Source organism: Nocardia cyriacigeorgica, assembly GCF_005863245.1.
GTDB lineage: Bacteria > Actinomycetota > Actinomycetes > Mycobacteriales > Mycobacteriaceae > Nocardia > Nocardia cyriacigeorgica_C.
Genome location: NZ_VBUT01000005.1, coordinates 235,045 through 261,442 on the forward strand (window position 1 = coordinate 235,045; position 26,398 = coordinate 261,442).

Here is a 26,398-nt window from a genome sequence, read left to right on the forward strand (position 1 = left end):
CAGAGGAGACACAGTGGGCCGCTCGGCCGATGCGTTGCTACTGCTGTCGTTCGGTGGCCCCGAACGCCCCGAGGACGTGATGCCGTTCCTGGAGAACGTCACTCGGGGCCGGGGGGTGCCGCCCGAACGCCTCGCCGAAGTGGCCGAGCACTATCTGCATTTCGGCGGGGTGTCGCCGATCAACGAGCTCAACCGCCGCATCATCGCCGACGTGGAGGCCGAATTGCGTTCGGCCGGTAGGGATCTGCCGGTCTACTTCGGCAACCGCAACTGGCATCCGATGGCCGAGGACACCCTCGCCAGGATGACCGCCGATGGTGTGCGTTCGGCGCTGGTCTTCCCCACTTCGGCCTGGGGTGGGTACTCGGGCTGCTTGCAATACCAGGAAGACATCGTCCGCTCGCGCGCCGCGGTCGGTGCGGATGCACCCGAATTGATCAAGCTGCGCCAGTATTTCGACCACCCGCTGCTGATCGAATCCTTCGCCGACGCGATTCGCGCTGCCGCACAACAGATCCCGGCCGATCGCCGCAGTCGTATCCGGCTGGTGTTCACCGCGCATTCGATCCCGGTCTCAGCCGACCGCACCGCGGGCCCACCGGCCGACGGCGGCTCCCTCTACAGCCGTCAGGTCGCCGAGGCTGCCCGATTGTGTGCGGCGGCAACGGGATTCGCCGACTACGACGTGGTGTGGCAGTCGCGTTCGGGGCCGCCGCAGGTGCCGTGGCTCGAACCCGACATCGTCGACCACCTGGAGAACCTGTCCGGCAAGGGCGTGGACGCCGTGGTGGTGTGCCCGGTCGGTTTCGTCTCCGACCATCTCGAGGTGATCTGGGACCTGGACAACGAGGCCGCGCAGAAGGCCGCCGAACTCGGCATGGCATTCGCCCGGGCGGGCACACCAGGCGCCGATCCGCGGTTCGCGAAGCTGGTCGTCGAGCTGATCGGCGAACACCTCGACGATGCGCCGCCGCGGCGCCTCGGGTCGGTGCCCGGATACGGGTGCACCGTCAATGGCGCGCCGTGCGCAGTGGACTGCTGCAAACCGCCCGCTCGCCCGGCCCGCTGACGACGTATTCCCGCGCTTGGCGATTCCACCATCAGGCACCCGGCGTGCTCGGCCGGCCGCTGCCTGTCTCGGCCTGCGCGGACGCGGTCAGAGCCGACGAGGCGTCCCGGCGCAGGTGGGTGGGCAGGCAGCGGGCACAGCTACAGCGGGTGCATCCCGACCGCGCCGGTCGGCAGGGAGCGCGTGGAGCGCCGGCGGGTGCGTCCCGAGCTTGCTGGTTGGCAGGGAGCGCAGGCAGCGCCGCAGATGTGCCCCGACCGCGCCGGTCGGCACGAATCCCTGATCAGCTTCCGCGCGCCGAGGCGTGCACGGCGACCAGCCGCGCGGCCCGGATGGCGTCCCACAGCGGCCGCAGCAGCGATTCGTGCTCGATGACGGCGCTGGCGGAGGTGGGGGAGGAGGCCGGTTCGCGCTGGGCCACGGTGAGGATGGCGGCGACGTGGTCGGCGCTGTCGAGGATGCGGCGCGCGCGCAGCGGAATCGATTCCGGGTAGTCGTGGCGGGAGTAGTCGGCCAGTTCGGCTTCGATCAGTTCGCGCGGGTCGGCGTCACCGGAGCCGAGGCCGGTGGTGTGCAGGCGCATGAGTGCGTCGGCGGCGTCGCGGACCGCCTCGCGCATGGCGAATTCGGCTTCGCCCAGGGACATGTCGATGCCGGTGGTGGCCGGGATCGGCGCGCTGTACACGGTCCATTGCAGGGTGTCCTCGCCCTCCCACCGCGGGATCAATCCGGTGCCTTCCGCGCCGGGAACACCGATGAGGATCCCCTCGCCTGCCTCGATGGCGTCGGCGGCGAACGCGGTACCGACCGGCAGGCCGCGCACATCGCCCGGCACCGGCAACACCAGCCGCAAATGCGCGCCCGGCTCGGCAAGGGCTTCCCGAATCACCTTGAGCAGCGGCATGACTCCGGTGCCGGTGGTGCCGCGCGAGGACCACGGCAGGTCGGTGCGCGCACCGCTGAACGGATCACCGGCGGCGATGGTGTGCCGCGGAGCCCACGCGTGTAGCGCCTCCAGTACGTCGTCGGGCGCACTGGAACCGGCCAGCCAGGAGCCGGCCCACACCGTCAGCGTGGCACTCGGGGAGCACATAATCTTCGAGCATAAAGGTTCACCGCGAGGTGTGGACATCGGTGCGCCCGCTAGGCGCGGATCAGGTGTTGCAGCCCTGTGACGGATCGCCGGATGCCGACGGGGGCAGCTGGATCAGGCAGATGATCAGATCGAGCAGCGCGGGCGCCAGATCGGCCGAACCGGTGGCGACGGGATGGCGGTACTCGGCGGCGGGCGCGGCGCTCGCGGCCGGAGCGGCCCATGCGGGCAGGGTCAGGGCGGCGGCTACCAGCAGCGCCGACAACGGCTTGGCGGACATGTTCACCTCCGAATCACAGCGGCCGGGCGTTCCGGCCAGCGCGGCCCGCCACCGCACCGGCGGCCGGCGAACTGCTCGAAGGCCGGACGCTACTCCGGTTCGGTGACGAAGTCGATGAGCCGTTCGACCGCGCCGATCAGCGGCGCCTCGAGATCCCGGAACGAATCGACGGCGTTGTAGACCCGGCGCCAGCCCTCCTGCGGTGTGCCCCAGCCGAGGCGGCGGCAGACTCCCGTCTTCCAGTCCTCCCCGCGCGGCACCTGCGGCCACTCCCGGATCCCGACCGCGGCCGGGCGCACCGCCTGCCAGACGTCGATGAACGGATGACCGGTGACCAGCACATGCGGGCCGAGACCGGTGGTGAGCTGGGTTTCCTTCGAGCCGGTGACCAGATGGTCGACCAGCACCCCGACCCGACGGCCAGGGCCGGGACCGAATTCGGCCAGCCGCGCCGCCAGATTGTCCAGGCCCTCGAGGTGCTCGACCACCACGCCCTCCACTCGCAGATCGTGGCCCCACACGCGTTCGACCAGGGCGGCGTCGTGCACGCCCTCGACCCAGATCCGGCTCGCCGCGGCCACCCGGGCACGCAGGCCTTCGACCCGGGTGGAGCCCGATGCGGAGCGGGTCTCGCGCTTGGGCGCGGTGGGGGCGGGGCGTACCAGCGTTACCGGCTGCCCGTCGATCAGGAACGCGGCCTCGCGCATCGCGAACAAGCGCACCGCGCCGCGAGCGTCCTCGAGTTTGACGAACTCGCCGTCGTAGCTGCGATCGAATCCGACGACGGCGCCGCAGAATCCGCTGGCCGCGTCCTCCACCACGAGGTCACGTTCGGCGTCCACCCGCGGGACCGTGCGCTTGGTGGCGCGGGTGTGGCCGGAAAAGATGTCACCGCCGTACATGTCACGCGAACTCACCCGCCCGAAGCTACTGCACCGGAAACGCTTCGGGGGCGCGGCACACCGGGCGCGTTGCCGTGGGGTCGCACACTCGCGGCCCGGGCTACCTGCCTGCGAACACCTGATGATCTTGCGCTGTAGGGCGCCAGAATCGGCTCCTGCCACTACAGTGGAGACGTGGCCGCAGTTATCTGGCTGGTCGTGGGCATCCTGCTCGTGGCGGCCGAGATGTTCGTCGGTGAGTTGACCTTACTGATGCTCGGTGGTGGGGCACTCATCACCGCCGGAATCAGTTTCGCCGCCGACACCAGTGTCGTGGCCGACGCGATCATCTTCGCGATCGTGTCCGTCGCGCTGATGCTCGGTGTGCGCCCGATGTTGTTGCGGCGCTTCGCGACTCCACCGCCCACGCTCACCAATGTCGATGCGCTGCCCGGTAAGTCGGCGCTGGTGATCGACGATGTGGGGGCGCACAGCGGCCGGGTGAAACTCGGTGGTGAGGAGTGGACGGCGCGGCCGTTCGATCCGGCCGAGGAGTATCCGAAGGGAACCACGGTGTACGTGATGAAGATCGACGGCGCGACCGCCGTTGTCTGGAAAGGGCCGTAATGGCTGTATTGATCGTGGCCGCCGTCCTCGTGCTGCTGGTCGTGGTGGTGGTGTTCAAATCGATCGCGCTGGTGCCGCAGGCCGAGGCGGCGGTGATCGAACGACTCGGCCGGTACTCGCGCACGGTGTCGGGTCAGCTGACGTTCCTGGTGCCCTTCGCCGACCGCATCCGGGCCAAGGTGGACCTGCGGGAGCGGGTGGTCTCGTTCCCGCCGCAGCCGGTGATCACCCAGGACAACCTCACCCTGCAGATCGACTCGGTGGTGTATTTCCAGGTCACCAGCCCGCAGGCGGCGGTGTACGAGATCAGCAACTACATCGCCGCGGTCGAGCAGCTCACCGTCACCACGCTGCGCAATGTGGTCGGCGGCATGACCCTGGAAGACACCCTGACCTCCCGCGATCAGATCAACAGCCAGCTGCGCGGTGTGCTCGACGAGGCCACCGGACGCTGGGGCCTGCGGGTGGCGCGAGTCGAGCTCAAGGCCATCGACCCGCCGCCGTCCATCCAGGAGTCGATGGAAAAGCAGATGAAGGCCGACCGCGAGAAGCGCGCCATGATCCTCACCGCCGAGGGGCAGCGCGAATCGCAGATCAAGACCGCCGAGGGCGCCAAGCAGGCCCAGATCCTGTCCGCCGAGGGCGCCAAGCAGTCGGCCATCCTGTCGGCCGAGGGTGAACGCCAGAGCCGCATCCTGCGCGCGCAGGGTGAACGCGCCGCCTCGTATCTGCAAGCCCAGGGCCAGGCCAAGGCGATCGAAAAGGTCTTCGCCGCCATCAAATCCGGTAAGCCGACACCGGAACTGCTGGCCTACCAGTACATGCAGACCCTGCCGCTGGTCGCGCGGGGCGACGCCAACAAGGTGTGGCTGGTGCCGAGTGATTTCGGCAAGGCGCTGGAAGGCTTCGCCAAGAACTTCGCCACCAAGGGCGAGGACGGCGTATTCCGTTATGAGCCACCGGAATCCGACGGCAGCGACACCAAACCGGAAGACGATTCCGAGGATGTCGCCGACTGGTTCGACACCGCACCGGATCCGGCCATCGAACGCGCCGTGCGCGCGGCCGAGGCGACGGCCCGCACACCGGTCGAAGGTTTGGTGCCAGGGGTCGATCCCTCGCCGGCGAACCTGAACAAGACCGCACCCACACCGCCGCAACCGCCCGCAGCTGCCGAACCGCCACAACCCCGTGCCGGCGACATCCACGGCCGGCCGTGGCAGCCGCCGGGGGCGTCGCAGTAGATCACCCCTCGGGAGAACGCTCGGCGGTAGAGCCGAGCGTTATTCCCGGTGCCGGTGTCGGATTGTGCACAGCCGAGCCGGAATTGCGCCCCGCCCGCGCGAGGTTGGTCTGCTGCGACAGGTTCGCCGGACAGCGAATCGCTCGAGTGAGGGAACGCAGATGATCGCGTGGAGAAAACGGCGCACAGCCGCGCAGGCGAACAGCACCGACAGGCGACGCACCACCGTGGTGGCGGCACTGCTGGCCGCGGTAGCGCTGGTACTCGCCGGCTGCTCCGATGACGCGGACGCCGGCAGCGGCGCCTGGTCCGACAGTTGGGTGACAGCGCAACAAGCGGCCGTCGACCTGTGGGAACCCAATTGGTCCACACAAGGTTTCGACAATCACACCGTCCGTCAGGTGGTCCGGCCGACGCTCGGCGGCGACCAGGTGCGGATAAAGTTCTCGAATCTCTTCGGTGAACGTCCCCTGCGGATCACCGCGGCCACCATCGCCGAGCCAGGAGAAGGCGCCGAGGTACGGGCCGATACCGTGCGCCCGCTGCTGTTCGGTGGTGCTGCGTCCACCGAGATTCCCGCGGGCGCGGAAACCACCACCGACGCAGTCGATTTCGCGGTCACCGCGCTGCGGCCGGTGGCGGTGACGATCTATCTGGCTGAGCCCACCGGGCCCGCCACCTTCCATCAGACCGCCAATGCCACCAGCTACCGGGCCAGTGGTGATCACGTCGCCGACCCGGACGCGGCGCCGTTCACCGAAACCACCCGATCCTGGTACTACCTCGCCGATCTCGAGGTGAACTCCACCGTCGCCGAGGGTGCGGTGGTGACCTTCGGTGACTCGATCACCGACGGCGCCGAAGCCACCGCCGACGCCGACAACCGCTACCCGGACGTGCTGGCCACCAGGCTGGCCGCCGACGGATCCGGCCGCCCGGTGCTCAACACCGGCATCAGTGGCAACCGGGTGCTCACCGACTCCGATTACACCGGTGAGAGCGCGAAGACCCGGTTCCGCCGTGACGTGCTCGACCGCGACGGCGCGAGCACCGTCATCCTGCTGGAAGGCATCAACGACATCGGCGCCAGCGAACTCGACGAGCCGTGGGTGCGGCCCAACCCGGAGGTCAGCGCCGACCAGCTCATCGCGGGCTATCGCGAACTGATCGCGTTGGCCCGCGCGGACGGCCTGCGGGTGGTGGGTGCGACGCTGATCCCGTACAAGGGTGCGCCGTACTACAGCGAACGCGGTGAAGCCGTGCGTGACGTGGTGAACGCCTGGATTCGCTCATCGGGCGAGTTCGACGCCGTGATCGACTTCGAACGCGCGGTAGTCGCCCCTGACGATCCGGACGCGATGGCCCCGGCGTTCGACAGCGGCGACCACCTGCACCCCAGCCCCGCCGGGTACGCCACGATGGCGCAGGCCATCGACCTGGCCCAGCTCTGACGAGCCTCCGGCGCCCACCTGCGCAGCCGCGCGGGCGGGCGTCTTGTCGATCGCTGAATCCGCACAGCTGCGCGGTCTCGGACGGGGCCGGTCAGGAGTAGCGAGCGCATCGGTACTCGGGCCGCAGCGGGACTGGGTTGCGCGCAGCGGCGAGGTGTCGCGCGGCAGATTGCTGGTTTCGTATATCCCTTGCGGCCTTCACGGCAGCCGATCGGTGGCAGCCGCATCGCTGCGGGGGCTCAGCGGACCGACTCGCGGCACAGCGCGGCGTCCTGCGGCGGATCACTGATTCCGTACGGACCTTTCGACCCAGGACTGCTGTTCAGCAGCAGCCGCGCCGGTGCACCGAAGCGGATCCGGCTCGCAGCCCGCCCAGCGGGTGCGTGGGGGCCGAACCGCGCCGGCCGAGGTGATTGCGCTCCTGGTGAACACGCTGCGTTCGGCCGTGCTGCTCGGCATCCTGGAGATATCGAGGTCCGAAGCAGGTGGTGATCAGCGTGGACGATGCGGCGATGGATGCGTACTCGCGCACGGTGATCGCGGTGGCGGCTTCGGTGACACCGCATGTCGCCAGCGTGCGGGCGCGGCGGGGGAGCGGATCGGCGGTGGTGGTATCGGGGGACGGATATTTGTTGACCAACGCGCACGTCGTCGGATCATCCCGCCGGGGTGAGCTCGTGTTCGCCGATGGCGCCGAATCCCGGTACGAGGTGGTCGGCACCGACCCGCTCTCCGATCTCGCGGTACTACGCGCGCGGGGCGAGGCTCCCGGCGCCGTCACCCTCGGCGACGCCGATGCGCTCGTCGTCGGTCAGCTGGTGGTCGCCGTCGGCAGCCCGCTGGGGCTGGCGGGGTCGGTGACAGCGGGGGTGGTGAGCGCGCTGGGCCGGGCCGTGCCGGTGTCCTCGCGCCGCGCCGGACGGGTCATCGAAGACGTCATCCAGACCGACGCGGCGCTGAATCCGGGCAATTCCGGTGGCGCGCTGGCCGATTCGGCCGGACGGGTGGTCGGGATCAATACCGCCGTCGCCGGCATCGGTCTCGGCCTGGCGATCCCCATCAACGCGACCACCCGCATGATCGTGCACACCCTGCGCGCCGAGGGCCGGGTCCGCCGCGCGTACCTCGGACTGGTGGGGGTTCCCGCGCCGCTCCCGGACGACGTCGCCGAGCGCACCGGGCAGGACGGCGGCGTCCGCATCGTGGAGGTCATCGGCGGCGGCCCCGCCGACCGTGCGGGGCTGCGCCGCGGCGATCTGGTGCTCAGCGTCGCTCGCACCGAGGTCAGGGACGCGCAGGGGATTCAGCGGCAGCTGTTCGCCGAGGCGATCGGTGCGCATCTGCCGGTCACCGTGCTACGCAACGGCGCCATGGTCGATGTGATCGCGGTGCCGAGCGAACTGACCGTCGACTGATCGGTGAATGACAATGCCCCCGCCGATGAGGCTGTCGGCTACGGCCCATCACCGCGGCACACCGTCAGTCGGCGACGGGCACGGGCTCGGTGACCTCCTCGCGAGGCACCGGCTTCCACCGGGCATCGACGACCAACCCCACCACTCCGATCGCCAAGCAGATTCCCGAGATCACGACCATGGCCGGGTGACTGCCTCCGGTCAGCGCATCCGCGAGCACCACCGTGGCCACAGTGCCGGGCAGCGACCCGATGACGGTCGCGATGAGATACGGCCAGAACCGCACCGACGACAGCCCGCAGCAGTAGTTGACGACCGAGAACGGTGCGATGGCGATCAACCGCAGCGAGCCGACCGCCAGCCAGCCGCGGCGCTCGAGCCGTTCGTCGATGGCCCGCACCGCCGGATGGTCGAGCCGGGAGGCGACCCGATCCCGGTCGAGGGCGCGCACCAGCAGCAGGGCCAGCGCGGCGGCGATCGTCGTGGCGGAGAGCGCCACCGTGCTGCCGAGGCCGGCGCCGAAGAGCACCCCGCTGCTCACGGTGAGTACTGTCCGCGGCACCGGCGCGACCGCGACCAGGGCGTAACCGGCGAAGAAGAGCAGCGGGAACACCGGGCCCACACCCCCGGCCCAGTCCTGGATCTGCTCCGGACTCGGCAGCTCGATCAGCAGCGCGACCGCGAAAAGTGCGCCGACCCCGAGGATCAGCGCGACGACGCGTCGATCACGAATCAGTCGAGTCACCCGGGCAAGGTTACCGGTTGGTAGTGGTGGCCTCGCTCGAGCGCGTATTGGCGTCGGGCTAGCATCGGAGGAAACGAGTCGAATACTCGTTAACCAAAGTGTCCGCTGAGCTGGGCGGATGCACAGGTGCGGGCGTGCAGGAGTGGTGCGCCCGTACTCGAATGGAAGAGGGAAAGCAGCGTATGCCGATAGCTTCAGAGCCGGTGCCCGAGTACGCCGCCTGGCGTAAGGGCGTAGCGGGTGTGCTGGCCAAGACCCGTCGGGTCGATGCCACGGAGCTTCCGGACGAACCCGAGAAGCTGCTCGAGGTCACCACCTATGACGGCCTCACCATCGCCCCGCTCTATACCCGTCGCGACGAGCTGCCCGAGCAGCCGTTGCCGGGGCAGTTCCCGTTCGTGCGCGGCCGCGACGCCACCCGCGATGTCCACCGCGGCTGGTTCGTCGGCGACCGGTTCACCGGAACCGATGGCGCGAGCGTCAACCAGGAAATCCTGGCCCGCCTGGAGAACGGCATCAGCGCCGTCTGGCTGAGCGTCGGCGAGGGCGGTGTGCCGGTGGCCGAGCTGCCCGCGGCGCTGTCGGGGCTGCTGTTCGAGCTGGCCCCGTTGACGCTGGACGCCGGGGCCGCGACGGCGCAGGCCGCGCAGCAGGTGTTCGAGGTGCTTGATGGATACTCCACTCCGGCCCGCGCCGATATCCGTGTCGGCCTCGGTGCCGCCCCGTTGACCAGCCGTTTCGCCGGAACCGGTGATCTCGACCTGGCCGACGCGGTGACGCTCGCCGGGCAGGCGAACGGCCGGGCCGAAACCGTACGCGCCATCACCGTCGACGGGCGCGTCTTCCACGATGCCGGCGCCGCCGACGCCCAGGAGCTCGGCGCCGCCGTCGCCGCGGGCCTGGAATACCTGCGCGCGCTGACCGGCGAACTCGATGTGGTGGCCGCGCTCGGCCAGCTCGAGTTCCGGTTCGCCGCCACCGACGACCAGTTCGCCACCATCGCGAAATTCCGTGCCGCCCGCCAACTCTGGGCCCGGGTCGCGCACGTGTGCGGCGCGCCCGATGCCGGTGGCGCACCGCAGCACGCGGTGACCTCGGCGGCCATGATGAGCCGCCGCGACCCGTGGGTGAACATGCTGCGCACCACCCTCGCCGCGTTCGGCGCCGGTGTGGGTGGCGCCGACACGGTGACCGTGCTGCCGTTCGACGTCGCACTGCCGCCGGGCGAGCTGGGCGTCTCGCGGTCGTTCGCCGACCGGATGGCCCGCAACACCCAGCTGCTGCTGCTCGAGGAATCGCATCTGGGCCATGTCCAGGATCCGGGCGCCGGGTCCTGGTACGTGGAGGATCTCACCGCCGAACTCGCCGCCAAGGCCTGGGAGTTCATGCAGGAGATCGAGGCCGCGGGCGGATACCTCGCTGCCCTGGAGTCGGGTCTGCTGGCCGAGCGCATCGCCGCGACCAAGGCCGCCCGCGACGCCGATGTGGCCCACCGCAAGACGGCGGTCACCGGCGTCAACGAGTTCCCGAACCTGGCCGAGAAGCCGCTGTCGGAGGCCGCCCGCACCCACACCGGGGTGACGAGCTACGGCGCGGCGTTCGAGGCGTTGCGCGACCGCTCCGACGCCTACCTGGCCGCGCACGGCAAGCGCCCGACGGCGCTGCTGGTGCCGCTGGGAACGGTGGCCGAGCACAATGTGCGGGTCACCTTCATCGCGAACCTGCTGGCCTCCGGCGGGATCGAGTCGATCAACCCCGGCCCGCTCGATATCGACGGAATCGAGTCCGCGGCAACCGAATCCGGCGCGCCGATCGCGGTGCTGTGTGGTTCGGATGCCCGGTACGGCACCGACGCGGGCGCGGCGACCGAGCGCCTGCGGGCGGCCGGTATCGAGACGGTGCTGCTGGCGGGCCCGGACAAGGCCGTCGCCGAACTGGACGGCGCGCAGCGCCCGGACGGATTCCTGACCGCGCGCATCGATGCCGTCGCCGCGCTGTCGGGTCTGCTGGAGAAGGTGGGAGCCTGATGACATCGCGTATCGAGCATCTGATCGGTAGTTTCGCCGACGTGCCGCTCACCGAGCGGGCGCCCGAGCCCGCCGCCGTCGACGCCGCGCAGGTCGAGCAATTCGTCCGCACGGCCGCCGCGGCCAACAACTACAGCCCCGAACAGCTCGTGTGGTCGACGCCCGAGGGCATCGACGTACCGCCGGTGTTCACCAAGGCCGACCGGGATGCCGTTGCCGCCGCGGGTTTCCCGCTCGACAGCGTGCCAGGGATCGCGCCGTTCGTGCGCGGGCCGTACCCGACGATGTATGTCAATCAGCCGTGGACCATCCGCCAGTACGCGGGCTTCTCCACCGCCGCTGATTCCAATGCCTTCTACCGTCGCAATCTCCAGGCCGGTCAGAAGGGCCTGTCGGTGGCCTTCGACCTGGCCACCCACCGGGGCTACGACTCCGATCATCCGCGCGTGCAGGGCGATGTCGGTATGGCCGGTGTGGCCATCGACTCCATCCTCGATATGCGGCAGCTCTTCGATCACATCCCGCTGGACCAGGTCAGCGTCTCGATGACGATGAACGGCGCGGTGCTGCCGATCCTGGCGCTGTACGTGGTCGCCGCCGAGGAGCAGGGCGTCACGCCCGAACAGCTGGCCGGAACCATTCAGAACGACATTCTGAAGGAGTTCATGGTCCGCAACACCTACATCTATCCGCCGAAGCCGTCGATGCGGATCATCTCCGACATCTTCGCCTACACCAGCGCGAAGATGCCGAAGTTCAACTCGATCTCCATCTCCGGCTACCACATCCAGGAAGCCGGTGCGACCGCCGATCTGGAGCTGGCCTACACCCTCGCCGACGGTGTGGAATACATCCGCGCCGGTATCGACGCGGGCATGGAGGTCGACAAGTTCGCCCCGCGGTTGTCGTTCTTCTGGGCGATCGGCATGAACTTCTTCATGGAGGTCGCCAAGCTGCGCGCGGGCCGGCTGCTGTGGAGCGAGCTGGTGGCGAAGTTCAACCCGAAGAGCGCGAAATCGCTGTCGCTGCGCACCCATTCGCAGACCTCGGGCTGGTCGCTGACCGCGCAGGACGCCTACAACAATGTCGCGCGCACCTGCATCGAGGCGATGGCCGCCACCCAGGGCCACACCCAGTCGCTGCACACCAACGCCCTCGACGAGGCGCTGGCGCTGCCCACCGACTTCTCCGCCCGCATCGCCCGCAATACCCAGCTGCTGATCCAGCAGGAGTCCAACACCACCCGTCCGATCGACCCGTGGGGTGGTTCGTACTACGTGGAGTGGCTGACCCATCAGCTGGCCGACCGGGCCCGCGCCCACATCGCCGAGGTGGAGGCGCACGGCGGTATGGCGCAGGCGATTTCGGAAGGTATTCCGAAGCTGCGCATCGAGGAGGCCGCCGCCCGCACCCAGGCCCGCATCGACACCGGTCAGCAGCCGGTGATCGGCGTGAACAAATACCAGGTGGAAGAAGACCACGAGGTCGAGGTCCTCAAGGTCGAGAACTCGCGGGTGCGGGCCGAACAGATCGAGAAGCTGCGGCAGCTGCGCGCCGAACGCGATTCCGCCGAAGTCGAGCGGGCGCTGAACGAATTGACCCGCGCCGCCGCCTCATCCGAGGGCGGGATGGAGAACAACCTGCTGGCGCTGGCCATCAACGCCGCGCGCGCCAAGGCCACCGTCGGCGAGATCTCCGATGCGCTGGAGAAGGTCTACGGCCGCCATCAGGCCGAGATCCGTACCCTGTCGGGTGTGTACCGCGACGAGGCAGGCAAGGTCACCAATATCACCACCGCCGGTGCGCTGGTGGAGGAGTTCGCCGAGGCCGAGGGCAGGCGCCCGCGCATCCTGGTTGCCAAGATGGGCCAGGACGGCCACGACCGCGGCCAGAAGGTGATCGCCACGGCCTTCGCCGACCTCGGCTTCGACGTCGATGTGGGCCCGCTGTTCCAGACCCCCGAAGAGGTGGCGCGCCAGGCCGCCGACAACGACGTGCACGTTGTGGGTGTGTCCTCGCTGGCGGCCGGCCACCTCACGCTGGTGCCCGCCCTGCGGCAGGCACTGGCCGATGTCGGTCGTCCCGACATCATGGTCATCGTCGGCGGCGTCATCCCGCCCGGTGACTTCGAGGAGCTGTACGCCGCAGGCGCGGCCGCGATCTTCCCGCCCGGCACCGTGATCGCCGACGCCGCCATCGACCTGCTGAAGAAGCTGGCCGCCGAACTCGGGCACGAGATCGGCGCCTCGGCCGAGGCAGACAGCGCCGAATGACCAAGCGCGTCATCGATGTCGACGCGCTCGCCCAGGCGGTCCGCCGTAACGAGCGGGCCGCTGTGGCGCGGGCGATCACCCTGGTCGAATCGACCCGCGCCGATCATCGGGAACTGGCGCAGCAGCTGCTGCTGCGGTTGACCCCGTCCACCGGTGCGGTGACCTCGAACCGGGTCGGCATCACCGGTGTACCGGGCGTCGGCAAGTCGACCTTCATCGACGCGCTCGGCATATACCTGATCGAGCAGGGCCATCGGGTCGCGGTGCTGGCCGTCGACCCGTCCTCGACCAGGACCGGCGGCTCCATCCTCGGTGACAAGACCAGGATGGCGCGGCTGTCGGTGCGCGACGAGGCGTTCATCCGGCCCTCGCCGACGGCGGGCACGCTCGGCGGTGTCGCCAAGGCCACCCGCGAGACGATCGTGCTACTCGAGGCCGCCGGCTACGACGTGATCCTGGTGGAGACCGTCGGCGTCGGCCAATCCGAGGTGACGGTCGCCAACATGGTCGACGTGTTCTGCTTCCTGACCCTGGCCCGCACCGGAGATCAGTTGCAGGGCATCAAGAAGGGCGTGCTGGAGCTGGCCGATCTGGTGGCGGTGAACAAGGCCGACGGCAAACACGAGATCGAGGCGAAGAAGGCCGCCAGGGAACTGACCGGGGCGATGCGGTTGATCCATCCGCACGACGCCCTGTGGCGTCCGCCCGTGCTTACCATGAGCGGTCTCGAGGGCATCGGCCTGGAGAAGTTCTGGTCCACGGTCCTCGAACACCGCCGTGTCCTCACCGACGCCGGTGAATTCGACGAGAAGCGCCGCCGCCAGCAAGTGGACTGGACCTGGACCATGGTGCACGACCAGCTGCTGCGCCGCCTCGCCGACAACCCGCGGGTGAAGGCGATCCGCGACGACGTGGAAAAGCAGGTCCGCGAGGGCGCGCTCACCGCGGCGCTGGCCGCCGAGGAACTGCTGCGCGCCTTCGACGAGGGCTGATCGCGGTCAGCCCAGCGGCAGGTCGAACAGCCGCGCCGCGTTGTCGTGGCAGACGGCGCGCAGCCAGTCATCGCCCAGGTCGAGCCGTTCCAGGGCGGTGATCGCGTGGTGGTACGGGTAGGGGATGTTCGGGAAGTCGCTGCCGAACAGGATGCGGTCGCCGAGGTCGCGCAGGCGCGGGCGGTCGGCGGCGGGGAAGGGAATCTCTTCCTCGGTGAAGTCGGTGAAGGCCATGGTGGTGTCCAGGCACATGCCGGGGTAGCGGTCGGCCAGGTCCATGAACTCGGCGTACTCGGGCATGCCCATGTGCGCGACGATCAGCCGTAGGCCGGGGTGGCGGTGCAGCAACTCCGCGATGGGGCCCGGGCCGGTGAATTCGCCGGGCGCGGGGCCGGATCCGCAATGGATGACGATCGGGGTGCGGGACTCGGCGAGCACGCCCCACACCGGGTCGAGCAGCGGATCGAGCGGCGAATACGCACCGACCTGGATGTGCGCCTTGAATACCTGCGCACCCTGCTCGATCGCGGTGCTGACGTATTCGGCGGCGCCGGGTTCCGGGTAGAAGGTGGCCGTGTGCAGGCAGTCGGGGGTCTCGGCGGCGAACTCGGCGGTCCAGGAGTTGAGCCAGGCCGCCATCTGCGGCTTGTGCGGATACACCAGCGCCGTGAACGCGCGAACACCGAAGCCGCGCAACGTCTTCAACCGCACCGCCTGATCGTCGCGGTAGGCGATGGGCCACTCGCGTCCGGTGAGCGGGCCCGCGGAATCGAAATACGCCCACACCTTGCGCATCACCTGATCCGGCATGAAATGGGTGTGCACGTCGACGAGCGCGGGCAGGCCTAGCCTGGCGCGGAACTCGGTGAGATAGCCGACGGTGTCGTCGGTCATGGCGCCTCCTGCGCGTTCACGGGAATCAGACCGGCCCCCGGCGGGTACACCGCGGCCGCGAAATCACCGACGCGGCTGATCAGCCGGTCGAAGAACAGCTCGGGATCGGTCCCGACGACGATGTCGGCGTTGGGTTCTCGCCCCCACATGCCCGCCCAGTCGGCCACCGTGGTGGCCCGGGTGAGGGTGCCGGTCAGTTCGACGTCGACCGTCGCGGGCCTGGTGCGGGCCAGCGCCGGGTCGAGGGCGACGGCGGCGGCGAACGGATCGTGCATATGCGCCAGGTACCCGAGGTTGTAGGAGTGGTGGAAGTCGAAGTAGAAGCGCACCGCATCGGTCAGGTGGCGGATGATCGGGTTGCTGGTGGCCGACCTCGCGTCCGGCGGATCGGCCGGTGAAACCCGCTCGGCCGGCATACTTCCCGCCCGTTCGGCCAGCCGCGTCAGGTGCTCGGGCCGCATCTCGATGGTTTCGGTGATGTCGAGCGCGCAGATCAGGGGGCGCCGGTCCGGCGGTGCGGCGGAGAAGGCGTCGAAGACCTCTTTGGCGGCCTCGGGATCGACATGCACATTCCACTCGGTGGTCGGGGTGGTGTTGCCCGGATGGTTGAACGCGCCGCCCATCACGACCAGCCGGCGCAGCAGCCGCGGCAGCGCGGGTTCGCGGCGCAGCGCCAGGGCCAGATTGGTGAGCGGTCCGGTGCACAGCCCGACGATCTCCCCGGGATGTTCGCGGGCCAGATCCACCCACAGATCGGGGGCATGGCGGCCGGACACCTGCCGTGTCGGCGCCGGAAGCTCCGCGTAGCCGACGCCCTGCGGGCCGTGCGTGTCCTCGGTGGTGCGCAAGGCGATGACCAGCGGTTCGGCGGATCCGAGCGCCACCTCGATCTCGGGTGCGCGGCACAGCTCGAGCCAGGCGAGATTGTTGACCGCGACCTGGTCGGCGCCGACATTGCCCGCGGTCGACACGATGCCGAGGATCTGCGCCTCGGGACTGGCCAGCAGGTACAGCAGCGCCAGCGAGTCGTCCACCCCGGTATCGACGTCAACGATGATCTTCTGCCGCACGGTCCGAGCCTATCGAGCGCGGACGTGCCGGTGGCGGCCCGGGCTCGAGCGTGCCCGCTGCTGGAGCGGGCAGCATCGGTCCGCCACGGGTCGCGGCCCGAGGGCGCAGGTGCGCTGCCCAGCGCGATCGGTCGCGGACACGATCACACCCGCCGCAGCGGCGCCGGATGCGACCAGGCCGCCCGGTCGCATCCGTAGCGGCGCGCGGGTGCCGGGTAGTCGGGGTATTCGGCGAGGGCGGGGGTGGCGGTGGTGATGTTGCCGTGGGTGACGGCGCAGTGCGGATCCGGTTCGGTGGCCGCCGGATGCCGGAGGGTGCGTTCGGGGGCGGCGAGCAGCCAGGAGGCGGTGCGCGCCAACGACACCCGCACATCGCGGCCGAGACCGTCGGCGGCGCGGGCGACGAGCGCGTCGATCACGCCGGCGGCGAGCAGATATCCCGAGGCGTGGTCGAGGGCCTGGGCAGGTAGCGCGCTGGGCACCGACGGTGCACCTTCGATGATGGCGATGCCAGTCGCGGCCTGCACGATGCTGTCGAAGCCACGACGCCCGCCCCACGGACCGAACTCGCCCCAGGCGCTGACCCTGCCGTGCACCAGGCCCGGCCGGATCGTCAGCCCGGCGTGTTCGAGCGCACCGGGCCGATAACCGGTCACCAGCACATCGGCGGTGTCGAGCAGGGCGTCGATTCGCGCGCGATCGCGGCCCAGATCCAGCACGGTGGTGCGTTTGCCCTGGCAGGTATCGCGGAACTGCCACGGGATCTCCGGCAGACCGGGCGGGTCGATCCGCAGCACGTCGGCGCCGAGCAGGGCCAGGGTGCGGGTGGCGACCGGACCGGCGATCACCCTGGTCATATCGAGCACCCGGATACCGCGCAGCGGCTGGAACGGCGTCGCACCGTCGGGGAGGCCGAGGCCGCGCGCGTCGGCGCGGGCGGTCGTGGCGACCAGCGGGCCGGCCGCCGCGGCCCTGGCCTGCGGGGTGGCCGCCCATTCGCGTTCGGTGCGCACCCGCACCGCGATGGCACCGGTGGCGGCGGCCGCGTCCTCGATATCGGCGGCGCGGCTCATCGCGATCTGCGCGACGGCGAGGTCGACCGGTGCATCGGCGGGCAGGTGCAACGCGGCCAGCAACCGCGCGCGGTGATGCGGATAGTTGGCGTGGGTGCGGACCCAGCCGTCGAAGGTCGGGAAGAAGCCGGACAGGTCGGCGAACATCGCGACCGCCGCACCGTCGACGCGCAGCAGCCGCTCACTGGCGAAGGCGGCCGCGATCCGCCGCGGATCGATGCGGTGGTGCACCGGATCGAGGCCGTGCACGCGCCGCAACCGGTTCGCCGCCGCGATGACAGCGCCGATCGAACCCGAGGCGAGTCCCGCTACCGGCAGCGCCGCGGCCAGCGTCGCACCGAATTCCGGTGCGGGCGGCACGTACCGATCATCGATCCCGATGCCATCCTGGTAATCACGGACCAGCCGCTCGTGCACGCTCACCGCATCCAGCGTAATAGTCCGCGGCGCACCCGGATTCCGACGTGAGCAGAACCATTCGACCCGCCCACCCCGGGATCACCAGGGGGACGGCCGGTAGTCCTTGAGGAAGCAGCCGAACAGGTCGTTGCCCTGCTCGCCCTGCACGATCGGGTCGTAGACGCGGGCGGCGCCGTCGACCAGATCCAGCGGCGCGCGGAAGCCCTCATCGGCCAGCCGCATCTTGGTGTAGTGCGGGCGTTCGTCGGTGATCCAGCCGGTGTCGACGGCGGTCATCAGAATCGAGTCGGTCTCGAACATCTCGCGGGCACTGGTGCGGGTCAACATGTTCAACGCCGCCTTGGCCATATTCGTGTGCGGATGCCCCGCACCCTTGTAGGCGCGGCTGAACTGGCCCTCCATCGCCGAGACATTGACGATGTACTTGCGCCTGGCCTGCGCCGCGGCCATCGCCGGACGCAACCGCGACACCAGGATGAACGGCGCGACCGAATTGCACAGCTGCACCTCGAGCAGCTCGGTCGGATCGACCTCGCCGACGGTCTGCACCCAGCTGTTGGTGTGCGCGAGATCGGGCACCAGTCCACCGGCATCGATGGCGATACCGCGTGAGATGCGTTCGGGGGTGGCCGAACCCGCCACCAACGCCAGCTCGGCCACATCCTCGGCGGACAGCGTCGGAGTCAGCGAGGCGGTGAGCGCGCTGGGGTGGGCCTGCATGGTCTTGCCGAAGGTCACCACATCGGGCAGCTCACCGGCGGGCAGCGGCATGGATTCGGCCTCGACCAGCGCGCTGTAGGCCCCGGCCGAGCGCCGCACGGTCTGCGCGGCATTGTTGATCAGGATGTCGAGCGGGCCCTGCGCGGCGACGTCGTCGGCCAGGGCCACCACCTGCGCCGGATCCCGCAGATCGATGCCGACGATGCGGACCCGGTGCAGCCAGTCGGCGCTGTCGGGCTGGGCGGCGAAACGGCGGATCGCGTCATTGGGGAAGCGGGTGGTGATGGTGGTGTGCGCGCCGTCGCGCAGCAGCCGCAGCGCGATGTACATGCCGATCTTGGCGCGGCCACCGGTGAGCAGCGCCCGACGGCCGGTGAGATCGGTGCGGGCGTCGCGGCGGGCGTGGCTGTCGGCGGCGCAGTCCGGGCACAGCTGGTGGTAGAACGCGTCGACCCGGGTGTAGCGCTCCTTGCAGATGTAGCAGGGACGCGGCCGGATCAGAGTGCCCGCGGTGGCGCCGGTGGCGCTGGAGCTGATCGGGATGCCCGCGGTCTCGTCGTCGATGCGCTGCGGCGAACCGGTCGCCGTGGCCGCGACCACCGCACGGTCGGCGGAGGAGACCGCCTGCCTGGCCTCGGCGCGACGGCGCTGCTTGAGCTTTTTGAACATATGCCCGACAGCGCGCTGCACGGCCACCGAATCCGGATGATCCTTGTCGAGCTGTCCGGCCTGCTCCAGGACCCGCAAACAGGTGGCGAGCGCGTCCGGATCGATCGTGGTTTCGGCCATCGGAGCTGGGATCATCCTTCATGAGCGTGGCGAGTGTCGCGCCCATTGTCGCAAACCGCCTCCGGTGACCGGCCCCTCACCTCCGCCCGCGACCGCCCCGCGCGCCCCGGTTCAGTCGCGCAGCGCGGCCATCGTGGACTTGGCGGACTCGGTCAGCTTGTCGATGACCTCCGATTCCGGCAGCACCTTCGCCGTAGTCCTGGACGAGGACGAGGACGAGGTGGACACATACTGCGACCAGGTGAAGTACCCGATCACCCAGCCGTCGCGGACCCGGAGGGTGACCGTGGGGGATGTATCGCCGGGCGTGCTCGGCTCGATGGCCACCCACGCCTCGTCGCCAATGCCCGAGATCTCCTCTTTCCGGCCTTCGCCGCTGGTTTCCGGATTCGTCATCCTCCAGGTGTCGAAGCCCGCAGTGAATTCTGGGCTCGGGTCGCTTTTCTTGTGGATGGTGACGCTGGAGTACATGCTCGCGTCCTGGTAATCGTCCTCGTCGACACCCTGCGGGAGGAAACGCTGCGCACAGAACATGGTGTCGCGGGCGGGGTGCTCGGTGCCCTCGAAATCCGGGTACGACCGCTTGCCGCTCGAGTCCTTGGTGGAGACCGTGTAGCCGGCCTCCGTGAACGGTGCAGTGTCGACGACATCGCAGAAATCGTCGGAGTAGGCATAGCCGCGCAGGTCAGGCTCGCCCGGCGCGACACCGGAGGAAGCGCTGCCGCCGCCGAAGCCGCCGAACGCGAGCACCGCGGCGCCCCACACTGCCGAGGCGAGGACGACGCCGCCGAGCCCCCACAACCAGCCTTTGCCCGCGAGCCCCGGCGATGACGGGCCGCTGGGGCCGAACGCGGCGTGGGGCTGGGCGACACCGGGACCGCCCGGCCCGCCCTGACCGAATGCGGACGGGAAGTTCTGGCCCTGTGCGGCGAATCCCTGACCCTGCGCCCCGAATCCCTGGCCTTGGGCGAAGCTCTGGTCTTGTGCTGCGAACTGCTGGCCCTGCGGTGCGGACTGGCCTTCGGCTGCGAAGTTCTGGCCCTGAGGGAAGCCCTGGCTCTGCGGTGCGAACCCCTGGCCGTGGCCGGGAAATCCCTGACCCGGTGCCGCGAAGCCCTGCTGTCCGAAGTTCTGATCCTGCGGTGGGAACCCCTGAGCCGGGGCGGCGAACCCTTGGCCCGGGGCGAAACCGTGGTTGCCTGCGAAGCCTTGATCCTGGGGTCCAGCGCCCTGCCCAGCGCCGGGCTGGGCGTATCCCGGCCCGGATTGCTGCTGCGGCGCGAAGCCGGGCTGCGCGTAGCCCTGCCCGGGCGGCGGTGCGGCCGCCAACCCGCCCTGCGGCTGATCGAAGGACCGCAGCAGTGTCGGATCCTGCTGCGGATCCGGCGAATTCGGCTGCCGCAGAATCGTCGGATCCGAGGGCGCCACGGGCTGTGCGGCATCGCCCGTGGACTGGGGCTGATCACCTTGCGCGCCCGGCTGATTCGAAGAGTCCCCCGATGTCGTCATGGCGGGGAACGTACCATTGCGGCTCCCTGACCGGCCATTCGAACCGCGTGCCAGACGCCGCGACGGCCTTCCAGCCAGATGAGCGGCACGGCCGACCCTGGCGGCGGCGATCGTCGCGTGCACCGTGCCGTTGGTGCACAGGACAGCCGCACCGGTCACCCGCGATGGTGGACTGCCCGCGACATCGGCGCGCAGCCGCTGCGGCGCGGGGATAGCGGGCGACACTTACCGGTCGGTGAGCCCGGCGGGCCCACGGCCGCTGCGGCTCGACCGGGCGGGGTCTCCTGCCGTCGTCGATCAGCCGGGCGGGACCACTGCCGCTGCGGGGCAATGGGTGATGGCGCTGCCGCTGTCGACGTCGCGGTTGCTATGCCGCGGCCGATCGACCACGCAGGGTGCACGCCGCCGCGGATCGATTCGGGTTTGCGGCTGGAAACCGGGCCGGCCGCTCTTACCCGGCCCGTAATGCTTCGGCCAGGCGCGCGCGGCCGGAGGCGTGCCCATCGCCGGCGTCGGAACCGGGGCGATTCCCGCTTCCTGCTGTGCTGTCTGCCGATTCGGCCATGACCGGCAGGGCGGACAACCGCCGGCGTTGCTCGTCGGGCAGCGCGGTGGCCAGCGGAATCACGGCCTCCCACTGGTCGGCGGCCCCGGCGCGGCGCAGCAGATCGTCGAGCCGGTCGTCGGGTTCGGCGGCGATCCGGGTGGCGACGAAAGCCAACGGTTGCGGGGGCAGATATTCGGTGAGCGGCAGCAGATCCAGCCACAGGCCGTCGCGCAGAGCGATGTCGACGCAGGCGGCGAGGAACCGCTCGTCGTGCACGGCGGGCCTGGACGCGAGCGCCGCGAGGGTGGTGGCGTTCATGGCGCGGGTGACCGGAAGGAGAGTGGCCAGCGCATCGAGTTCGTAGGCGGCGCGGACGAGGCCGTCGAGGACCTCGTCGCCGAGCTCGGCGCAGATATCGCCGAGCCGGGCCTTGTTCGCGTCGTTCACGGTGGCGAGCAGGTCCAGGCCCTGCGCCCACAGCTGCTCGGTATGCGCGGCGCGGATGATGCCGGGCAGCCGGTCGGCCACGATCTCCATCAAGGTGTCGATCGATCGCTTGTCCTCCATGAGGAAACCGATCCGCAGCAGGTCGGCGTCGCCGGTGACGGCGGCGGCCGCGCGCAACGACGGCTCGGGCACCACGCCGACGAAACGGCCCATGGTGACGTGCTCGTCGCGAGCCAGCAGCTCGGTCGCGACCGCCGCCACCTGCCGCGGCGGGACCTGCGCGATCACCGCGGCGGTGCGCCGCGGATCCAGCGCTATCGCCGCCTCGGCCAGGAACGGCGCGGGCAGGGCCGCCGCGATCTCCACCGCGCGCCGCGGCTCGACCGAGGCGGCGACCGCCGCGCACAGCACCGGTCCGAAGGCGCGCGCGGCGACCTTCGCGCTGATCGCCACCGGCACCAGATTGGCCGCCGCGGCGACCTTCGCGAGTTTGGACCGGTCGCGGTCGAACAGCATGTCGGTGCTGCGGTCGCGGAATTCGCGGATCGCCTCCGGCGGCAGGTCGAGGAGAAAGCCGAGCTGTTCGGTCGGCACGCCGAGCAGCCGGGCCAGCTTCGTCGTCTCGGCGAGCGCGAGCAGATGGTTGCTCACAGGCCCAGTGCCTTCTTCACCGCCGGGCGCATCAGCCGCGGGATCAGCCGCAACCCGGAGTCGAAGGCCTCGCGCATCTGCTGGGAGCGACGGTCGGAGGCCGCGTGCAGCATCCGGTCGAGCTCGGCGAGCTGCTCGTCGCCGAGAGCGGCGAACTCCGGTGGCAGGGCAGCGCCAAGGGTGCGGGACAGGGTCTCGGCTGCGGTGGTCATGATGCCTTTCGGCCCGAAGGGGTGGGGGACGGGGACATTGCCCGCGCGATCACGGAGTGGTCCGGTGCGCGGGGTCGCTGTCGGCGCGCAGATCGCTGACGAAATTGGCGATGGCTTCACCGACCAGCAGCGGTTCGGTCACCGGCAGCCAATGATTGGCCGGCAGTGTGTAGCACCACAGCCGGTCCACCCGTTCCTGCACGGCGGCCCGCAGGCCGGGCCGCGCGGCCGGATCGGCGGCGTCGAGGAGCAGCTGCACCGGCACCGCGGTGTGCCGGTCGCGGGGATGACGCAGGTGGTGGCCGAGATTGGCGCGGACGATGCGCGCGCCGGCGAGCAGATCGGTGCGCCAGGTCGGTGCGATCGGCGCCTGCGCGCTGGCAGAGCGGTGCGTGAGCCGGCCCAGGCCCGCGCGGACCCGCGGCTGGTAGATCGCCCGGCGCAGCAGCGACGGTGAGCTGTGCAGCGTCAGTCGCGCTTCGTCGAGAGCGGACGCGATGGGCGCACTCCTGCGGGCGCGTTTCCGCGAGGAGCCCTGTGCTGCCGGCGACCCGTGCGTTGCCGCAGGTTCGTGCACCGTCGGGCAACCCTGCGCCGGCGAGTCCCGATGCGCTGTCGCCGCGTCATGAACCCTCGACGAGCTGTTTTCCACGGCGGGCCGCACAGCGGTTCCCGTGCTTGCGGTGTTCTTCCCGCCCGTCGCGCGTCGCTCGAATTGCGGCACGGTCGCCGGCCGGCGCACCCTGCCTGCTTGCAGGAGATGCACGGTGCGCCGAGTGCGCTGCCGCATTTGACGCAACCAGAGCCCCAGATGGTCCAGATGCGGCGCCGACAACGCCGTGAACGAGGCGATGCGGGTGCTCGCGCGCGGATCGAGGACGGCCTCCCAACCCTGCACCGCGCCCCAGCCGTGGCCGGCCAGATGGACCGGCTGGTCGGGGGACACGGTGTCGATGACGGCGTAGAGGTCTTCGGCCAGGCGGTCGAGGCGGTAGGCGCCGGCGAGTTCGACTCCGTCGACCGGGATCCGCCAGCGGCGATCCGGGTCGGGCCCACCTTCCGGGTGGCGGCCGGGGTCGCGCGGTTCGGTCATCACGTCACCTCGTTCGAGCGTACTGGCGGTACGGTCGACGATACTGCCAGTACGTCTGCCGGTGAAGCCAGATACCGCAGGTAGATGCAGATGTGTGATGGATCACGTGAATCGTGCGTTTATCGCGTATCGACCTGCCTCGGCTGGCTCGTACCAGGAGTACGTGTATGCTCTGGCACCAGGGTCGGTGGTGTTGCTCGAGGGGTGAATGCCGCCGCACTCGCCAACATCGACCGTCGCCGGCACCCGGAGATGAATAGCGTGAACCGCTCCACCGTGCGCGCCGCCCCGCGGTCCATCGGCCGCGACGAGATCGTCGACGCGGCCATCCGGGTGATCGACCGCGACGGCCCGCGCCCCAGCATGGACGACATCGCGCGCGAGGCCGGTATCACCAAACCCCGCCTGTACCGGCGTTTCGCCGATAAGGCCGACCTGTTCACCGAGATCGGCCACCGGATGGCGAAATCGGCCTTCGCCGCCGCCGGGAGCGACCTGACTCTCGTCCTGCGACCACCGCGGCAGGCGCTGCGGACGGTCCTGTGCGCGTACGCCGACAGCATTCTCGAGCACCCGAACGTCTTCCGCTTCCTCGGCCAGGCCCAGACCGGACACGACCGCGACGGCTCGGTGGTGCAGGTCGACCTCGGGCGTCAGGTGGCAGGCCGCCTGGCCAGGCAGGCCAGGGCGGTGGCCGAAGCGGTGCCCATCGACGACAGCGGCGTCGACTATCTGGCCCGGGCCATCACCGGGGTGGTCGTCTCGATCACCGACCTGTGGCTCGGTGGCGACGACCCGGCCCAGGACGCGAGCGAATTCATCGACCAGACCACCGAATACGTGTGGGGGCTCATCGACAGCTTCCTGCGTCGCCGCGGTATCGAGGCCGATCCGGCCACGCCCATCTTCACCACGCTCGCCGCCGTCGACACCGACCGCTGAATCCCGCATCGCACACGCCGGGCCTACTCACGCGCGGCTTGTTGACAGAACGCCAATAGTGCGCGAACCTGAGGGCGCAAGCCCCGGTGCGACCGGGTGGGAACGAGCAGAGGATGCGACGATGGCACGCCCGATCTGGAGTGACGACGAGGTCGAAGCGGTACGGGATCTCGCCCGCAGTTACTTCGAACGCGAGGTCGTTCCGCACGAGGAGAAGTTCGTCGAGCAGGGCCATCCCGACCGCGAGCTCTACCGCACCGCCGGCAAACTCGGTCTGCTCTGCGCGGCGCTGCCCGAACAGTACGGTGGCGGTGGCGGCACCTTCGCCCATGAGGCCGCGATCATCGAAGAACAGGTCCGTGCGGGCGACGGCGCCATGGGCATGCCGGTGCACAGCGCGATCATCGCCCCCTACCTCGCCGAATTCGGCTCCGACGAACTCAAACAGCGGGTACTGCCGCGCGCCGCGAGCGGCGATATGGTGCTCTCGATCGGCATGACCGAGCCCGGCACCGGCTCGGATCTGCAGAACATCAAGACCCGCGCGGTGCGCGACGGCGACGACTACGTCATCACCGGATCGAAGATCTTCATCACCAACGGCTGGCTGTGCGACGGCATCATCATCGCCGCCAAAACCGATCCCGAGCAGGGCGCCGCGGGTGTGTCGCTGCTGTTCGCCGAGGTGGGCGACGACACACCGGGTTTCACCAGGGGCCGCATCCTGTCCAAGATCGGCGGCAAGGGCCAGGACACCGCTGAGCTGTTCTTCGACGGCCTTCGGGTCCCCGCGGCCAACCTGCTCGGTGGCGTCGAGGGCCAGGGCTTCTATCAGATGATGCAGATGCTGGCCCAGGAACGCCTGGTCACCGCGATCATGGCGGTCGCGATGATGGAGCAAGCGGTCGAGCTGACCGTCGAATACACCAAGGGCCGCGAGGCGTTCGGCAAACCGCTGTTCGCCATGCAGAACACCAAATTCGAACTCGCCGAATGCGCGACGCTGGCCACTGTCAGCCGCACCTTCCTCGACGACTGCATCGCCAAACACCTGCGCGGCGAACTCGACATTCCCACCGCTGCGATGTCGAAGTACTGGTTGACCGACCAACTGGGTATCGTGGTTGACCGCTGCCTGCAACTGTTCGGCGGCTACGGCTACATGACGGAGTACCCGATTTCCCAGCTCTACACCGGCGCCCGTGTGCTGCGCATCCTCGCGGGCAGCAACGAGGTGATGAAGGATCTCATTGCGCGATCTCTCTGATATCCCAGTCCCGGCCACCGACGGGCAACCGCGCCGCCGGCGGCTCGAGCCCGACGAACGCCGGGCCCAGATCCTGGCCCAGGCGATCGAGATGTTCGGCGAGCGGCCCTATGCCGCGGTGTCGACGGCGGAGTTGGCTCAGCGCGCCGGAGTCGCGCGCGGGCTGATCAACCACTACTTCGGCAACAAGCGCGATCTGTATCTCGCGGTGGTGCGCCGGATGGTGACCCTGCCACGCATCGACGACATGATCGTGCCCACCGGCACCGAACGCGAACGGGTCGAGGCCAGCGTGCGCTGGCTGCTCGACACCATCTCCGAACACGGCAGCACCTGGGTGAAGGTCACCAGCCACGAGGGCGTCGGCGACGATCCGGACGTGCAGCAGATCCTCGATCAGGCCGATGACGCCGCCGCGGAACGGCTGCTGCTGATGATCGGGCTCGCCGATTCGGCACACAGTGCGTCCATGCGCGCGATGGTGCGCGCCTACGGCGGGTTGGTGAAAGTGGCCGGACGCGAATGGATCACCCGCGGCACCCTGTCCCGTGAGCAGGTGCACGGCCTGCTGGTGGACATGCTGCTGACACTGGTCACCGAATCCCTGCCGAAGGTCGAACGCGGCCACTGAGCTCCCGCCACGGCAATTGTGCTGTGTTCGTTATTGA

The 26,398-nt window shown here is 69.7% G+C and carries 23 protein-coding genes; 11 read left to right on the top strand and 12 right to left on the bottom strand.

The window, feature by feature from the left end; genetic code table 11:
* Positions 1-13: 13 nt before the first annotated feature.
* Complete coding sequence (locus tag FEK34_RS14230; RefSeq protein ID WP_138448343.1) at positions 14-1,069, top strand: ferrochelatase; 1,056 nt, start codon at positions 14-16, stop codon at positions 1,067-1,069.
* Positions 1,070-1,352: 283 nt separating this feature from the next.
* Here the strand turns inward: FEK34_RS14230 and FEK34_RS14235 are convergent, their stop codons facing one another.
* From FEK34_RS14235 to FEK34_RS14245, 3 genes are all read right to left on the bottom strand, one after another.
* Positions 1,353-2,162, bottom strand: coding sequence for a hypothetical protein (locus tag FEK34_RS14235; protein ID WP_138448344.1), 810 nt, complete (start codon positions 2,160-2,162; stop codon positions 1,353-1,355).
* Between the two features lie 61 nt (positions 2,163-2,223).
* Positions 2,224-2,442: a hypothetical protein gene (locus tag FEK34_RS14240; RefSeq protein WP_138448345.1), complete on the bottom strand. Its 219-nt coding sequence runs from the start codon at positions 2,440-2,442 to the stop codon at positions 2,224-2,226.
* A gap of 89 nt (positions 2,443-2,531) precedes the next feature.
* Positions 2,532-3,344, bottom strand: coding sequence for a DUF3097 domain-containing protein (locus tag FEK34_RS14245; RefSeq protein WP_138448588.1), 813 nt, complete (start codon positions 3,342-3,344; stop codon positions 2,532-2,534).
* A 174-nt stretch (positions 3,345-3,518) separates the two neighbouring features.
* On the opposite strand from FEK34_RS14245, the gene FEK34_RS14250 reads away from it, so the two are divergent.
* From FEK34_RS14250 to FEK34_RS14265, 4 genes are all read left to right on the top strand, one after another.
* On the top strand, positions 3,519-3,950 hold the full coding sequence (locus tag FEK34_RS14250; protein WP_138448346.1) for an NfeD family protein: 432 nt from the start codon (positions 3,519-3,521) through the stop codon (positions 3,948-3,950).
* Entirely contained in the window at positions 3,950-5,194 is a 1,245-nt protein-coding gene (locus FEK34_RS14255) for an SPFH domain-containing protein (RefSeq protein ID WP_138448347.1), read from the top strand. The genes FEK34_RS14250 and FEK34_RS14255 overlap by 1 nt, the downstream gene beginning before the upstream one ends.
* 160 nt (positions 5,195-5,354) lie before the next feature.
* Positions 5,355-6,644 carry an SGNH/GDSL hydrolase family protein gene (locus FEK34_RS14260; RefSeq protein WP_138448348.1) on the top strand — a complete coding sequence of 430 codons (1,290 nt, stop codon included), beginning with the start codon at positions 5,355-5,357 and terminating at the stop codon, positions 6,642-6,644.
* Positions 6,645-7,156: 512 nt separating this feature from the next.
* Complete coding sequence (locus FEK34_RS14265) at positions 7,157-8,059, top strand: S1C family serine protease (RefSeq protein WP_171048219.1); 903 nt, start codon at positions 7,157-7,159, stop codon at positions 8,057-8,059.
* Between the two features lie 64 nt (positions 8,060-8,123).
* Here FEK34_RS14265 and FEK34_RS14270 read toward each other — a convergent pair whose 3' ends face one another.
* Positions 8,124-8,804: a TVP38/TMEM64 family protein gene (locus tag FEK34_RS14270; RefSeq protein WP_138448349.1), complete on the bottom strand. Its 681-nt coding sequence runs from the start codon at positions 8,802-8,804 to the stop codon at positions 8,124-8,126.
* 182 nt (positions 8,805-8,986) lie between these two features.
* On the opposite strand from FEK34_RS14270, the gene FEK34_RS14275 reads away from it, so the two are divergent.
* From FEK34_RS14275 to meaB, 3 genes are read left to right on the top strand one after another with little or no spacing between them, the layout of a single operon-like run.
* Positions 8,987-10,831 carry a methylmalonyl-CoA mutase family protein gene (locus FEK34_RS14275; RefSeq protein WP_138448350.1) on the top strand — a complete coding sequence of 615 codons (1,845 nt, stop codon included), beginning with the start codon at positions 8,987-8,989 and terminating at the stop codon, positions 10,829-10,831.
* Positions 10,831-13,104 carry a methylmalonyl-CoA mutase gene (gene scpA, locus FEK34_RS14280; protein WP_138448351.1) on the top strand — a complete coding sequence of 758 codons (2,274 nt, stop codon included), beginning with the start codon at positions 10,831-10,833 and terminating at the stop codon, positions 13,102-13,104. Before FEK34_RS14275 ends, scpA begins: the two co-directional genes overlap by 1 nt.
* A complete protein-coding gene (meaB, locus tag FEK34_RS14285; protein WP_138448352.1) occupies positions 13,101-14,096 on the top strand; it encodes a methylmalonyl Co-A mutase-associated GTPase MeaB in 996 nt (331 codons plus the stop codon). Before scpA ends, meaB begins: the two co-directional genes overlap by 4 nt.
* Before the next feature lie 6 nt (positions 14,097-14,102).
* Here the strand turns inward: meaB and FEK34_RS14290 are convergent, their stop codons facing one another.
* From FEK34_RS14290 to FEK34_RS14325, 8 genes are all read right to left on the bottom strand, one after another.
* Positions 14,103-14,990 (bottom strand): amidohydrolase family protein, encoded by an 888-nt coding sequence (locus FEK34_RS14290; protein ID WP_138448353.1) that lies wholly within the window; start codon positions 14,988-14,990, stop codon positions 14,103-14,105.
* Positions 14,987-16,060, bottom strand: a complete 1,074-nt coding sequence (locus FEK34_RS14295; RefSeq protein ID WP_138448354.1) for a nucleoside hydrolase — start codon at positions 16,058-16,060, stop codon at positions 14,987-14,989. The genes FEK34_RS14290 and FEK34_RS14295 overlap by 4 nt, the downstream gene beginning before the upstream one ends.
* A 143-nt stretch (positions 16,061-16,203) precedes the next feature.
* Positions 16,204-17,556: a CoA transferase gene (locus FEK34_RS14300; RefSeq protein ID WP_138448355.1), complete on the bottom strand. Its 1,353-nt coding sequence runs from the start codon at positions 17,554-17,556 to the stop codon at positions 16,204-16,206.
* 75 nt (positions 17,557-17,631) lie between these two features.
* Entirely contained in the window at positions 17,632-19,062 is a 1,431-nt protein-coding gene (locus FEK34_RS14305; RefSeq protein WP_138448356.1) for an SDR family oxidoreductase, read from the bottom strand.
* A gap of 111 nt (positions 19,063-19,173) precedes the next feature.
* Complete coding sequence (locus tag FEK34_RS14310; protein ID WP_138448357.1) at positions 19,174-20,571, bottom strand: hypothetical protein; 1,398 nt, start codon at positions 20,569-20,571, stop codon at positions 19,174-19,176.
* A gap of 451 nt (positions 20,572-21,022) precedes the next feature.
* Positions 21,023-22,216 carry a hypothetical protein gene (locus FEK34_RS14315; RefSeq protein WP_138448358.1) on the bottom strand — a complete coding sequence of 398 codons (1,194 nt, stop codon included), beginning with the start codon at positions 22,214-22,216 and terminating at the stop codon, positions 21,023-21,025.
* Positions 22,213-22,428, bottom strand: coding sequence for a hypothetical protein (locus FEK34_RS14320; RefSeq protein ID WP_138448359.1), 216 nt, complete (start codon positions 22,426-22,428; stop codon positions 22,213-22,215). The genes FEK34_RS14315 and FEK34_RS14320 overlap by 4 nt, the downstream gene beginning before the upstream one ends.
* A gap of 49 nt (positions 22,429-22,477) precedes the next feature.
* Positions 22,478-23,521 (bottom strand): hydrolase, encoded by a 1,044-nt coding sequence (locus FEK34_RS14325; RefSeq protein ID WP_138448360.1) that lies wholly within the window; start codon positions 23,519-23,521, stop codon positions 22,478-22,480.
* 252 nt (positions 23,522-23,773) lie between these two features.
* Between FEK34_RS14325 and FEK34_RS14330 the strand changes: the two genes are divergently transcribed.
* From FEK34_RS14330 to FEK34_RS14340, 3 genes are all read left to right on the top strand, one after another.
* Positions 23,774-24,463 (top strand): TetR/AcrR family transcriptional regulator, encoded by a 690-nt coding sequence (locus tag FEK34_RS14330; protein WP_138448361.1) that lies wholly within the window; start codon positions 23,774-23,776, stop codon positions 24,461-24,463.
* Between the two features lie 121 nt (positions 24,464-24,584).
* Positions 24,585-25,730 carry an acyl-CoA dehydrogenase family protein gene (locus FEK34_RS14335; protein ID WP_138448362.1) on the top strand — a complete coding sequence of 382 codons (1,146 nt, stop codon included), beginning with the start codon at positions 24,585-24,587 and terminating at the stop codon, positions 25,728-25,730.
* Positions 25,714-26,361 (top strand): TetR/AcrR family transcriptional regulator, encoded by a 648-nt coding sequence (locus FEK34_RS14340; protein WP_138448363.1) that lies wholly within the window; start codon positions 25,714-25,716, stop codon positions 26,359-26,361. The genes FEK34_RS14335 and FEK34_RS14340 overlap by 17 nt, the downstream gene beginning before the upstream one ends.
* Positions 26,362-26,398 lie beyond the last annotated feature (37 nt).